This window comes from Pseudoalteromonas sp. J010, from assembly GCF_003934235.1.
GTDB lineage: Bacteria > Pseudomonadota > Gammaproteobacteria > Enterobacterales > Alteromonadaceae > Pseudoalteromonas > Pseudoalteromonas peptidolytica.
On record NZ_RDBW01000020.1, the window covers coordinates 1 to 14,193 of the forward strand.

Sequence of the window (14,193 nt, forward strand, 5' to 3'; positions counted from 1 at the left end):
CGCTAACAGCGTTAAAAATTTCTCATTTAGAACAACTAAATAGCAAAATTTTTGCCTTGCCTACAAGGAGGTAGGAACCTTGGCGATAGCAGGACGCGGTAGCGGAGTTATCGACAAGATTCTCTCGCCTCAAAATAGACCACTTAATTAAGCAAATCGGTATAAAATTTGGCACTGAGATCTGGTATCAGCAAAAATAAAGGCTTCTAAATAGAAGCCTTCATTTGTATATAAGTAATACGGTGATTACATCACCCGCATACCAGGCTGTGAGCCTTCGTCTGGATTCAAGATATAAATCTCTTTACCACCAGGACCTGCCGCTAGCACCATGCCTTCTGACATACCAAAATGCATCTTACGAGGCTTGAGGTTGGCAACCATTACGGTTAACTTGCCGATAAGATCTTCAGGTGAATACGCTGATTTAATACCCGCAAACACTTGACGTGTTTCGCCACCTAAATCAAGGGTTAACCTAAGTAGCTTATCTGCACCTTCAACATGTTCTGCGTTTGCAATTTTCGCGACACGCAGGTCAACTTTAGCAAAATCATCAAATTCGATTTCTGCTGCGATTGGCTCTTTGGCAAGCGGACTATTTGGATCGGCTTCAACAGACTGACCACCCACTTTCTTTTCGAGGCTTTCTTTAGAAGACTCAATCATGGCATTGACTTTATCAAGTTCAACGCGTTGCATTAGCGCTTTAAACTTATTGATTTCGTGATTAACAAGGGCGCTGTCAATGCTCTCCCAAGTAAGCTCAGTGTTTAAGAAAGCTTCTACATTTTTCGCCATACCTGGAAGGATAGGTTTTAAGTAGGTAAGCAGGACGCGGAATAGGTTAAGACCCATGGAGCAAACATGGTGTGCACGCTCAAGAGTGTCTTCATTCTTTGCAAGCACCCAAGGCGCTTCGGCGTCAATAAACTGGTTTGCTTTGTCAGCAAGAGTCATGATCTCACGTACAGCGCGGCTGTATTCGCGGTTTTCAAAGTGTGTCGCAATTGAATCCTTTGCAGCAACAAAGCTATTTAGTAGCGCTTCGTCCATGACAGTATCGCTTAGTTTGCCACCAAACTTTTTAGTGATAAAGCCTGCACAGCGACTTGCTATGTTTACCACTTTGCCCACTAAGTCTGAGTTCACGCGTGCCGCGAAATCTTCAAGGTTTAGGTCTAAATCTGTAACACCACTGTTTAGTTTAGCAGCGTAATAATAACGTAAATATTCAGGATCTAAGTGCTCAAGGTAGGTGCGAGCTTTTACAAAAGTCCCCTTAGACTTAGACATTTTAGCGCCATTTACGGTGACAAAGCCGTGAGCAAAAACATTATTTGGTTTGCGGAAATTAGCACCATCTAACATTGCTGGCCAAAATAGGCTGTGGAAGTAGATGATGTCTTTACCGATAAAGTGATATAGCTCAGCGTCAGAACCTTCACCCCAAAACTCGTCAAAGTTCAGGCCTTGCTTTTGGCATAGGTTTTTAAAGCTTGCCATGTAACCGATTGGCGCATCCAACCACACATAGAAATACTTGCCAGGGGCACCTGGTATTTCAAAACCAAAATACGGTGCATCACGGCTGATGTCCCACTGCTGTAGGCCATCTGCAAACCATTCGTCTAGTTTGTTTGCCATTTCCGATTGTAAACTACCTGAACGCAGCCATGTTTTTAACATGTCTTCAAACGCTGGCAAGTCAAAGAAGTAATGCTCTGAATCTTTCAAAATTGGCGTCGCACCAGACATTACAGATTTAGGCTCAATTAATTCTGTCGGGCTATAGGTTGCACCACAGGCATCACAGCTGTCGCCATTTTGATCTTCAGACTTACAGGTAGGGCAAGTACCAGTAACAAAGCGATCTGGTAGAAATATACTTTTTTCAGGGTCGAAGAGCTGCGAGATTGTACGCTTTTTAATATAACCTTTTTCGTCTAAACGAGTGTAAATAAGCTCGCTTAGTTCACGGTTCTCGTCGCTGTGTGTGCTGTGGTAGTTATCAAACTCGATATTAAAATCGGCAAAGTCACGTTGACGTTCAATGCTTACCTGCTGAACCATTTCTTCTGGCGTAATACCTTGCTTCTGTGCATTAAGCATGATTGGCGTGCCGTGCGCATCATCTGCACAGACATAATAAGCTTCATGGCCTTGTAGCTTTTGGAAGCGAGACCAAATATCGGTTTGAATATATTCAAGCAAGTGGCCTAAGTGTGTTGGGCCATTTGCATATGGTAATGCACTGGTAATGAGAATTTTTCTCTTCGTCATAACGATTCCATGAATTTAGCGCGATCTTTTTAATTGATGGTGTTGAATTGGCTTATTTTTCACCTTATTGACGCTCGAATGCACAAGTGCGTGAGGTGACTTACCTTTGTTCAGACCATGAACCGCGAATTGACTGGTTTTAATGTGTTGAATGTTACATAATTCCGAGGCTATTTTCATCACCCAGAGGAGTTTAATTTGTATGTTTGGACTGGAAAAATGGTTTGCCAGAGGAAAAAATACCAAACAAGCAATAATTGAGCTTTTAAGTGGCTATCGCAGTGCTGCATTACCAGTGGGAATTGATGCGAATTGGGTGATTAAAGTACAAGAGTCAAACAAGCAAATTCAAGTACATATTAACTTCCCGTTTGCTATTCAATGTGATCAAGAAATATCTAGCTACTTGAAGCAACATCTAAATAAGCCTGTTGAGGTGATATCTGACGTTATTGTTGTCGGTCGACCAAAATTTAAAGCCATTAAACATATTATTCTTGTTGCCTCAGGCAAGGGCGGGGTGGGTAAGTCAACGACGGCGATTAATCTAGCCTACGCGCTGCGTGCTCAAGGCGCAAAAGTGGGTGTTTTAGATGCCGATATTTACGGGCCCTCATTACCAAGTTTGCTGGCTCTTGAGGACGAAAAACCTCAGGCAAGAGATGATAAAACCTTACTACCAATTGAAAAGTCGGGAATTAAAGCCATGTCTATCGGCTTTTTGGTTCCAGCAGAAAATGCCACAGTTTGGCGAGGTCCAATGGCTTCTCAAGCACTTACCCAGTTGTTAAATGAAACAGAGTGGGGCGAGCTGGATTATCTGATTGTAGACATGCCGCCTGGCACCGGGGATATTCAGCTTACAATGACGCAAAAAGTGCCAGCCAGTGGTGCTGTGATCGTCACTACCCCTCAAACGCTGGCGCTGGCGGATGCGCAAAAGGGTATCGCGATGTTTGAAAAAGTGCAGTTGCCTATTTTAGGACTGGTTGAAAATATGAGTTACTTCAATTGTGAGCAGTGTGGCAGCCGCAACCAAATTTTTGGTCACTCAGGTGGTACTACATTGGCAAGTCGATATGGTGTACCTTTACTCGCGGAAGTGCCGCTTAATGACCAAATCAGAGTAGCGACAGAACAAGGTAAAGATATTGTTGCTTTGACTCATCAGCCAAACCAACAAAACGAAACGGATAATCATGATATAGCCGATCATTATGTTGATTGTGCCCAACTGGTTGCCAGTATGTTATATTATCAATCAAACTCAACGTCGGGTGTTGAGATTGTGATGACGGAAGATTAAGAATGAGATTATCGGATACCCACATTCGAGAAGCRATAGAACAACAGCGTATAGTCATAGAGCCTACGCCTGAACCAGATATGATTTCAGGGGTAACGGTAGATTTGAGACTTGGTAACAAGTTTAGAGTATTCCAAGATCATGCCGCACCTTATGTAGATCTCAGTGGCCCCAAAGATCAGATCAATGCCGCGATGGAGTCAATCATGAGTGATGAAATTGTGTTAGAAGATGGTCAAGCTTTTTTCTTGCACCCTGGGGAGCTTGCGCTGGCGATGACGTTTGAAAAGGTAACGCTACCTGCTGATCTCGTTGGCTGGCTTGATGGTCGTTCGTCTTTGGCACGGCTAGGTTTAATGGTTCACGTTACCGCGCATCGTATTGACCCCGGTTGGTCAGGCAATATTGTTCTAGAGTTCTACAATTCAGGCAAGTTGCCTTTGGCACTTCGACCAAACATGAAAATCGGTGCGATGAGTTTTGAAACTATGACCTGCGCCGCTGAGTTTCCATACAATGAACGTAAAGACGCAAAGTATAAAGATCAAAATAGCGCCGTTGCGTCTCGCATCAGTGATGATAAATAATTAACTTGAGCTGCTGGTAATTAATACTTACTCGCAGCTCACGTGAGCTCGGTTATCATCAAATTTTCTGGCTATCAATGACTGCCATTAACTATACGCAATTATTCTTTGATAGCCAGTCAATGCCATCACTCTATCTGCACAGTTGGTATTAAATGTTTTTCACCACACTGACATTTCAGACAACGAGGGTATGTTAAGCGAACGCTACACGACAGCCCGCTCTTATGATAGGCTCAACACGGCCCTCAAATACGGTGCTAGGAAAGGGCGATAAAATTATACCCGGCTGATAAGCTGTGTAGTTACATTAATCTTAGACTGTCTCTCAAACCTCTCCATAACGATTTAAATTCAATAATATTTTTGCATTTACTCTGAACCTCACCATACTTATGTTAGTAGTCACCGTCATGGTGAACAGCAAAACGATTAGAAAACAACCTGAGCTTCGGATAATTAATTAATGTCGTTCTAGCTGTCGGTTTTAGCGCTAACTGCGTTGAATTGACTCCCAATAGCCAGCTATTGGTTCGTAAATTCGCCTTGTTGTCCCTAAAACTGTCTGGCTAGATAAGAATGTAGTTTAATGTGGTCTCAAAAACAATGAGTTGACGTATTCGAGTTGACGCATTCCTTATCCAAACCTCCGGTTAAATACGTAACTCGGTATAAAAGTGAAGCAAGGAGAAAAAGTATGTGGCTTAGCGTAGCTAGATATGCCGCACTGATGCTCGCTACTATATATTGTGTGTTTACAGCTGCATCTGTAACGCTTAACCAGTACACGCTAAAAGCAATAGATGGAAACCCTGAAATATCAGTGGGTTATGGCGCTTTCTCAGACGCTACGTTCACAGCATCAAAGGGCACTGTGTCAATACCCAAGGGGGTTGACGTTTGGCTTCGTGTTCAAGTTCCTGAATCGATGCTAAACAGCAAAGTAGTGGTGTCTATTGAGCGACCTTCGCTTGGTGGTGTAGAGTTTTACTTGATGGCGACAGATGATAGTTTATATCCTGTGAGTGAGCTTAATATTTCGGCCGCGCTACCCAATCTTTCCCCTCATTTTATCTTTGAGCCGAACACGCCCAGCCGTGTTGTATTCGCCAAAATAAGTTCACCTTATGTTTCTACCTCAGAGGTCGAGATTATACCTTACAGCAACTACGTGAAAACGACCAATGTACGGCTGTTTTTCATGGGAGTTTTTTTTGGAGTAATGTGCCTGATCAGCATTTTTATGTTGAGTACAGGAGTAATTTCAAAGCGCACCAGTTTGCTCGCCGTCGGTGGGTATCTGTTATCTTTGGCACTATTATATGTTGCTCATAAAGGACTCACTGACGTTGTGATAAGCTATCAAAATAGTGCTAATTTTATGCACTTTAGTGATAGTTTCATGTGCTTCTCACTTGGATTTTGTCTCCTGTTTTTTCATTATTTTCTGACGCAAAATCGGCTAGCTAGAAAGTTCAAATCAGGAATCAAGTTGATAGCTGGAGTATATGTTTTGATTGGGATTGCTGCTGCCGTTGCCAACGTTGATTTACCGTTTGCGATGCAGTCAACAATGGTTATTGTGGCGATCGTTTTGAGCGCCATTATTTTAGCTAGTCAAGATAAAAGCAATGCAAAAGAAGTGTATTTCTGTGTGGCGATTTGGTCTCCTATAGTGGCTGTATTAATAGGGTTTGCGGCAAGTCAGACTATCAACAGTACCACAGAGCATGTGTCGATAGTGAATGACAGTCTAATTGCTTTACACTTGATACTGCTGCTTTTGTTTGTAATTTGGCATGATGCTGAAAAAAGACGCATTTATATCCATTATGCACAATTTGATAAAGAAACAGCACTTCCTAATAAGTTCGCTCTTTTCGGTGCTCTTGCAAAACTTGAAGAGCAGAATAAGCCCCATACGTTATTGCTTTTTAAACCGTTAATATTACCATCTATTCGACTGAATTTTGGCCTGACGTTTGCGAATCAACATATTAGTAAACTCTTTAAGGAAGTACATGAGCAAATTAATACGTATGGTAGTGCAGCTGTTGCAAATAAAGGAGATACACATATTTACCGACTGGAAGACCAAGTCTTCGCGATAGTGCTTGATGGTAAAATTGAAGTCAGTCAAGTTGAACAGTATGTTTGTATTTTATCATCCGTTTTTGAGGAAGGGGTGTGGTATAAAGATACCAAAATTGTCGATAGCTTGGATGTGGGTGTAGCAAATTATCCAATGCACGCCAAAACAACTGAAAAGCTGGTACAACGCGCCTTGCAGGCGCTAAATACCAAAACGCACAATGGCCAACGATGGCACTTGTTTGACGTTGAAAGTTCAATGTCTAGTGAGCGTCAATTAAAATTGACCTCTTTTTTAAAAAGTGCAATAGAACAAGAACAGTTTAGCTTATTTTTCCAGCCTCAAGTTGACCTTAGAACAGGAAGAGTATTTGGCTCTGAAGTGTTAATTAGGTGGTTGCAACCTGATCTTGGCTATATACCACCCGATGAGTTTATACCGATTGCTGAGTCATCCGGACAAATCTACGAGATCACCGAATGGGTGGTGGAGCAGGCGTTAAAATACCAAGCTCAGATCACGAAGCAAATTCCTGAGCATGTAATTTCTATAAATGTCTCGGGACGAGATCTAAGCCGCCGAGAATTATCAGTGCAGCTCATCACGCTTATCAATGAGTTATCACTGGCACCGTCGCAAATAATGATTGAAATTACAGAGTCTGTGACGATTGGTAATGAAACTGAGCTTAAAGGTATGCTTGATGATTATCGTTCGATAGGAGTCAAAGTTGCGATAGATGATTTTGGCACGGGATACTCATCGCTTGCTTACTTGAGTAAATTGGGTTTTGATGAATTAAAAATCGATAAAAGCTTTGTAATGGATATAGAAACCTCAAAAAGCAATCAAACTATCTGTAAAGCAACGTGTGATATGGCACATAGTTTGGGGTCAAAAGTGGTGGCTGAAGGTGTCGAAGACATCAATAGCTATATTCGCTTGCAGGCTTATGGCTGTGACTACGCTCAAGGTTATTTTATTTCTCGGCCGTTACCGTTTAATGAGTTTTTAAGTTGGCTGGAAAAAGTTAACTCTGCTTCTGATATAAAATCGTTCCTAATTCGCTAAAGTAGCGATGAATTATCTTTGCACAGTGCGCTCTGTGTCTTTGGAGTGGATAGATCCCCAATTTCTCTTGCTCAGAGCCTTTTATGCCTCCTGCGAGAAATGAGTTTTCAATGTCGTCATGATAGGCAATCACCGCTTCAAACATCCGTGCAGTGAGTTCTTCTGGCAGCGCGTAGTAGACTTGTTTATTTGCTTTATCAGCAAGCTTAGCGACATGAAAATACTCATTTGGCTGCGCTTTGCTCTCAGTCAGTAGCACGGCAGCATAAAAATCAGATAAGATATTATTGAGAGGGTGAGCGATTGTATTTGTGGATAAAAGCCATGCTGAAGATGCAAAAGCCTGTGTTGGCTGTTTGATCAAATGTTGACAAATATAGTGGTCAAAAGCGTGCCACCACTCATGGGCAAGTGCACCACCACCGGCGTTTTTTGCGAGTGCAAGTGTTCTAGCGGTTGGAGCGTAATGTGCTTGTACTCCTGGTCTTCCGCCTGTTCCAAAGGCAAAGTTCAAGGTTCCTCTTAGCCCTATTACTGTAGGTGGAACCCCAAGAATTTGTGCTAGATCGGCAAGGGAGTCATAAATCAAGTTTGCAGATAAGCGTGACTCCTCAGGCGTTACCCAGCTGCCAATAGTCATGGTTTTGAATCCGAAAGTCAGCTTTATTTCGCTAAAGTCGACCTGATCGCCAAAGCGATAATCTGGACCATTACGACCATATCCTTGGTGCAATCTTGAGCGTTTTGTGTTCTGGCTCATCGGTAATTCAATATCTCGCTTTTACGTCGACAGGCATTAATTTCATCTGCTCTTCGACCATGCCTTTTTGTAATGTATAAAGTGCATCCACATTACAGGAGTCAATGAGGTTAAGAAAATGCGCTGTAGCCTCCAAAGTTGATAAACTGTACTTATGCTTTGATTTTCTGATGGTGTATTCGCTGGCGTCAACTGTATCAAATTTGAGACTTGGCAAATGGTGTAGCCATGGATTTAATTGATAAAGTTTGGTCGCTTTTTTCCAGGTTCCATCGAGGACAATAACAGCATGTAAGTTAGCGTATTCATCGCGTTGTTGAACCAGCGATTGAGCTTGGTCATTAGGGTAAAGCAGCGCGACGTGTTTTTGTTCGCAATATGCTTTTAGATTATCGAAGTCTCGTTCATTTTCTCCAACCACTATTTGTATGTTACGTAATTGCAAAGCGAGTAACTTTGCGGTGTTTTTTGCTACTTTTGCCTCGCTCGGATGCTGCATAACAACCACTTCAATTGAGTTATCTATTAATTCACCGATATATGAACAAACACAGGTTTGAAGGGGAAAGGCACAAACAGGACAAGTATTACGCTTCATAAAGACAAAAAGTTTTAAAAAAGATGGCATATTTTACCATATCTATTGCGTATTTACTTTGCACAAGAAACTAGATTTGGCTAGCATAAGTAATAGCATATAAAATTTAAGGAAAATTATGAGCATCGTAATAGATGAAAGCGCCTTAGAAAACATGCAAATGTTGCTAGGGGAGCAGTTTGAAGACACCGTTCATTTTTGTTGTTCGGAATTTGAGCGTTTGGCATCGGAATTAATGTTAAGTTTGAATCACGACCAAGAGGCTGCTATTCGTCATGCTCATAGCTTAAAATCTAACGCAGCTCAATTTGGGGCGTCTAGCTTGAGCGACCTAGCAAAAACCTTAGAACATGCACTAATACAAAACGATCAGGGCGTTGTTGACAATGCGATCCAAGAGTTATCTTCCCAAGTTGTAGGTTCAAAATCTAAGCTAGAGCAATGGTTGAGTGTCAAAACATAGCTAAACGGGGTATAGGTCGGTGATACGACCTCTTTTTCCTTTTTGGGCCAGAATGTTCAGCCCGCGTCGTTCTAAACAACGTGTTTAGTTATATTTTTCGCTTAAAAATCGACAGAGCATTAATGCCACGCATGGTATCGCTCAACGCCAAGTCAGATTATTACCATTACATCCTAAATATTGCTTGCTGAGGTTGAAACAACATAGTGCTCAGCTTTGGTCATTGCCGTCAGTCAGTACCTGTCTAATACTATGTATCTTGTAGTAATTTTTACCACACAAAAAGTGATTGCCAGCGTAGCATTAATACAGCATTGTGATATATGCTTGAGCAAATTGAGGGGGGAATAAATGCTACAAATAACAAAAAGTAATAAATTAAACGGGGTAAGTTACGACATTCGTGGCCCAGTTTTAGAGCAGGCAAAAAAGATGGAAGATGAGGGCATGAAAGTGCTCAAGCTAAATATTGGTAACCCTGCTGCGTTTGGCTTTGATATGCCAGAGGATATGCACCGAGACATTATAAAGAACCTTTACTCGGCACAAGGATACTGCGACTCGAAGGGGTTATATTCTGCCAGAGTGGCTGTCTATCAGTACTATCAACAAAAAAGCTTCCCGAATATAAGCGTCGATAATATTTTTATTGGTAACGGTGTTAGTGAGCTAATTCAAATGACGGCACAAGCGTTACTTAATGATGCAGATGAAGTGCTAATTCCTGCACCAGACTATCCACTTTGGACAGCTGCAGTGAAGTTATCAGGAGGTGAACCGGTTCACTACCTTTGTGATGAGCAACAAGATTGGTTTCCGGATATTGAAGATATAAAAAGTAAAATCACAAGTAAAACAAAAGCACTTGTCCTTATTAATCCAAACAATCCCACAGGTGCAGTTTACGATAAGGCGCTTCTTGAATCTCTCATTAATATCGCCAGAGAGCACAAGCTTTTACTGCTAAGTGATGAAATATACGAAAAAATTCTTTATGACAATGCCGAGCACTTTTCGATAGCTAGTTTATGTGACGATATTCCAGTGATCACGTTTAATGGTCTTGCCAAAACATATAGAGCTGCGGGGATCCGCATGGGGTGGATGGTATTAAGTGGGAAACTTTCGGTTATGCAAGATCTCACCACCGGACTTGAAATGTTGGCCTCCATGCGGCTTTGTGCAAATGTGCCTGCGCAGTTTGCAATTCAGCAGGCGCTAGGTGGGATCCAGTCTATCGATCAGCTTGTAGAACCCGGGGGACGATTGTATGAACAGCGTGATATTGCGTTCAATGGCCTGAATGACATTGAAGGGATAAGCTGCGTGAAGCCCAAAGGCGCACTGTATGCTTTTCCCAAGGTAGACATGCAGCGCTTTAATATTAAAAATGATGAACGTATGGTGCTGGATTTACTAAAAGAAGAAAAAATCTTGCTGGTTCATGGACGAGCTTTTAATTGGCCAACAGCGGATCATTTTAGACTGGTGTTCTTACCACATAAAGACGATTTAGTGCCTTCAATGGAGCGAATAAAGCGCTTCTTTGCTCACTATCGTCAGTAAAGCATAGAAGTGAGTTAATACCACCTTATTTTAAAGGAGTAAATCTGGCATGAGGTGTGTTAAAAATTTCTTATTTAGAACAACTAAAGAGCAATTTTTTGCCTCAAAATAGATTATTTACGTAACCTGAGACTCGGGTAATTAGCTAACTAACTCATACTTTGCAGAACGCATTTTACAAACGATAAAAAGCTCGGAAAAGTTTCCGAGCTTTTTGGTGGGCTAGTAATGTAAATGTATTTTTAGAACTAAAATTCGAAGAGGGGTAGTTCACCCCAATCCAAACGAAATGCTCAGAATTTAATTGGTGTTAGATTTCAACTCAGTTGTTACCTTTGATTGCTCATGCCCGTCTTTTTTGAGCCACTTGCGACCAAGGCGTTTAATATCCTCCAGCGCAACATACTGACATGGAATAAGCACCAATGTGATCACTGTGGCGAAGAGTACACCAAAGGCCAGCGAAACAGCCATCGGGATCACTATCTTAGCCTGTAAACTAGTCTCCATAATGATAGGTACCAAACCGATAAACGTGGTAAGCGACGTTAAGAGAATCGCTCTAAAGCGTTTGCAGCCGGCTTCAACCGCTGCATCTTTCAAGCTAGTTCCTGCATCGCGTGCTTTATTGACGAAATCGACCATAACGAGGGAGTCATTCACCACGACACCAGCAACTGCGATGATCCCAAAGAAAGATAGGCTACTCATGGTCATCCCTAAAACCATATGACCAAATACTGCACCAACTACTCCAAATGGGATAACCGACATGATAATAAGTGGTTGTGAGTAAGAGCGCAGTGGTATTGCGAGTAAGGCAAAGATGATCATCAACGAGAGCGCAAAATCGCGAATTTGCTCGGCAACACTATCCATCTCTTCTTGAACTCGCCCAGCAACAGCACTTTGTACACTTGGGTAATTTTTGAGTAAACTAGGTAAGTATTCATCACGAATTTGTTTAGCAATTTCAAATGGCTGAGCTACTTCTGTATCTACTGAAGCCCATACGTTGATAGTGCGTTTGGCATTCTCGCGACGGATACGGTTAACACCATCCACGAGTTTTACATCAGCGACTTCAACTAACGGAACTTCAGCGCCTTGTGGTGTTAAGATGCGAACATCTTGGATGTCACTGATTGTATCACGATGTTCTTTTGGATAACGGATCATCACTTTAATCTCTTCACCATCGCGTAAGATACGTTGAGCTTCAAGACCATAGTAACTGAAGTTAACCTGAGAGGCGACGTCCGCCAAAGTGAGCCCAAGACTGTAGGCCAGTGGCTTAAGCTCTAACTGCACTTCATCGGTTGCAGATTGCATCGAGTCGTTAATGTCACCAACCCCTTCGATGGTGGCTAATTTATCTTTTAATTTAGCAGCGACTTCTTGTAGTGCAGCCTTTTCTCTACCTTCTAATCTAAAGCTAATATCGCCGTCATCACGTCCACCATTCATAATACTGTCTTGAATGTTTAACGACTTCACTCCAGGCAGCGTGGGCATTGCATCACGCCACTTAGCACTCAATGCAAAAGTGTCGATTGGACGAGCGTCTGGTTCAACCAAGATAACCATGATGTTAGCACTGGTACGGCCATTCATATTGACCATATAATCACGGATCATCTTTTTCCCATATTCAGCTTCGATTTCTTTATCAACACTGAGCACCATCTGTTCTATCTTTTGGATCGAGTTCAAAGTTGCTGTTTCTGATGACGATAAGTTCATATCAATAGAAATTCTTGGAAAGTCGTGTGGAATTTTAGGGTTAGCAACAAACTTAACTAAGCCACCAGCAAACATTCCTGCACTGACAATAAGTACAGCCAAAAATCCAACAATGACGGTATAACGGTAATGGATACAGCGGTTAATAAAAGGTCGATAGCTGTTTTCGATAAGACTTTGTAAGCCACGATCCATCTTTTCTCTTAACCGATGAAACGGGTTTTTTGGGTTGCTAGGTTTGTCCTTCATTGCTGCTAAGTGGGCAGGTAAAACTAGCTTAGATTCAACCAAAGAAAACAACAAACAAAGAATAATAACGCCACCAATGGCTTTAGAAAATGCAGCTGTTGGTCCTGTTGCTAGGGTTTGTGGCAAAAATGCAGCAACTGTTGTCAGTACTCCAAACGTTGCAGGAATTGCGACTCGCTTCACTCCTCGAACAACATTATCTAAGCTATGGCCATGCTTTTCGATTTCTGCGTGAGCGGACTCACCAACAACAATGGCGTCATCGACTACTATTCCTAACACGAGGATAAATGCAAACAGTGAGGCTAGGTTAATTGTGACGTCTAAAAAGCCAATAGGCATCATTAAAAATGCCCCCAAAAAACTCACTGGCAGCCCCATCATAACCCAAAATGCTAGACGAACACGTAAGAATAGTGCAAGCATTAACATAACCAATACGCCACCAAGCGCCATATTCTCTAGCATCATGTTAAGGCGGCCATTTAGGTAGTAGGTCAAATCAATAAATGGTTCTAGTTCAACACCTTGTGGTAAAGCGCCTTTTTTAGCCTCCAAATAATTTTTTATCACAGAGGCGACTTTGGTAATGTCTTGATCTTTAGAGGCACTCACCTCAAATACAAGAGAATTTTTACCATTGTATTTCGAGTACTGTAAACCTTCTTCAAAACCATCATTAATGATGGCTACATCACCTAAATAGACTTGCGCGCCATCCGGTAGAGTCAACAGGGGGAGCTTTCTAAATTCATCACCACGATATGCTTGGTTTTCGACGCGCATCGAAATATAACCATTTTCAGAGCGGATTTGTCCTGCGGACATGTTTGCTGAAAAGTTTTTGACGGCATCAGCAACGGCTCTAAAGCTCAGCCCATATTCACGCATTTTATCGGGGCTTATCTCTATTGATATTTCGTAATCCAGTCCGCCATCAAAGCGCACTAGGTTAACACCTGGGAGTGATAGCATCTCCTCGTGAATACGATTACCCAGTTCTTTGAGATCATGAGGAGTGAGATCGCCATTCAATGATAGCCACATCACCTCTTGTGTTGCTTTGTCATGGCGAACAATAGGGCGCTCCATACCCGACGGGAATGTTGATACAGCATCAACTTGCATTTTTACTTCATCAAGCACCTCTTTGGTGTCGTACTGTTCGTCCACTTCTATCCATGTTTGAGAGTAACCTCGGTTTGAGTAAGTAATTAGTCTTTTTATCCCTTCGAGTCCTTCCATGGATTCCTCGATTTTTATGGTGATACCTTCTTCGACTTCTTGAGGTGCTGCACCAGGGTATACAGCTTGGACACTAATCCAATTACTGTCGTATTGCGGAAACATCTGCTTGCGAATTGAGAATGCGGTGAGCAGTCCTCCTACGATAATAAAAATCATCAGTAGGTTGGCAGCGACAGGGTTTCGTGCAAACCAAGCTATTAGGCCTTTTTCTGTGCTTAGCATAATCA

Annotated in this window: 9 protein-coding genes; 5 read left to right on the forward strand and 4 right to left on the reverse strand. The window is 42.0% G+C overall.

The features are described 5' to 3' along the window. Positions 1-246 precede the first annotated feature (246 nt). Positions 247-2,283 carry a methionine--tRNA ligase gene (gene metG / locus EAG18_RS12235; RefSeq protein WP_125252673.1) on the reverse strand — a complete coding sequence of 679 codons (2,037 nt, stop codon included), beginning with the start codon at positions 2,281-2,283 and terminating at the stop codon, positions 247-249. A gap of 202 nt (positions 2,284-2,485) precedes the next feature. On the opposite strand from metG, the gene apbC reads away from it, so the two are divergent. From apbC to EAG18_RS12250, 3 genes are all read left to right on the forward strand, one after another. Then, positions 2,486-3,589, forward strand: coding sequence for an iron-sulfur cluster carrier protein ApbC (apbC, locus tag EAG18_RS12240; protein WP_125252674.1), 1,104 nt, complete (start codon positions 2,486-2,488; stop codon positions 3,587-3,589). A 2-nt stretch (positions 3,590-3,591) separates the two neighbouring features. Next, positions 3,592-4,176, forward strand: coding sequence for a dCTP deaminase (dcd, locus tag EAG18_RS12245; protein WP_125252675.1), 585 nt, complete (start codon positions 3,592-3,594; stop codon positions 4,174-4,176). Between the two features lie 697 nt (positions 4,177-4,873). Continuing rightward, positions 4,874-7,339 (forward strand): EAL domain-containing protein, encoded by a 2,466-nt coding sequence (locus EAG18_RS12250; RefSeq protein WP_125252676.1) that lies wholly within the window; start codon positions 4,874-4,876, stop codon positions 7,337-7,339. On the opposite strand, the gene EAG18_RS12255 is transcribed toward EAG18_RS12250, so the two are convergent. Together EAG18_RS12255 and EAG18_RS12260 are read right to left on the reverse strand one after the other, a co-directional pair. Next, a complete protein-coding gene (locus EAG18_RS12255; RefSeq protein WP_125252677.1) occupies positions 7,299-8,099 on the reverse strand; it encodes a CLCA_X family protein in 801 nt (266 codons plus the stop codon). The genes EAG18_RS12250 and EAG18_RS12255 overlap by 41 nt on opposite strands. 7 nt (positions 8,100-8,106) lie before the next feature. Further along, positions 8,107-8,727 carry a tRNA-uridine aminocarboxypropyltransferase gene (locus EAG18_RS12260; protein WP_275557289.1) on the reverse strand — a complete coding sequence of 207 codons (621 nt, stop codon included), beginning with the start codon at positions 8,725-8,727 and terminating at the stop codon, positions 8,107-8,109. 88 nt (positions 8,728-8,815) lie between these two features. Here EAG18_RS12260 and EAG18_RS12265 point away from each other — a divergent pair, with 88 nt between their 5' ends. Continuing rightward, entirely contained in the window at positions 8,816-9,160 is a 345-nt protein-coding gene (locus EAG18_RS12265) for an Hpt domain-containing protein (protein WP_125252678.1), read from the forward strand. A gap of 351 nt (positions 9,161-9,511) precedes the next feature. Further along, positions 9,512-10,726, forward strand: a complete 1,215-nt coding sequence (locus EAG18_RS12270) for a pyridoxal phosphate-dependent aminotransferase (RefSeq protein ID WP_125252679.1) — start codon at positions 9,512-9,514, stop codon at positions 10,724-10,726. A 300-nt stretch (positions 10,727-11,026) separates the two neighbouring features. Here EAG18_RS12270 and EAG18_RS12275 read toward each other — a convergent pair whose 3' ends face one another. Beyond that, on the reverse strand, positions 11,027-14,188 hold the full coding sequence (locus tag EAG18_RS12275; protein WP_185745595.1) for an efflux RND transporter permease subunit: 3,162 nt from the start codon (positions 14,186-14,188) through the stop codon (positions 11,027-11,029). Positions 14,189-14,193 lie beyond the last annotated feature (5 nt).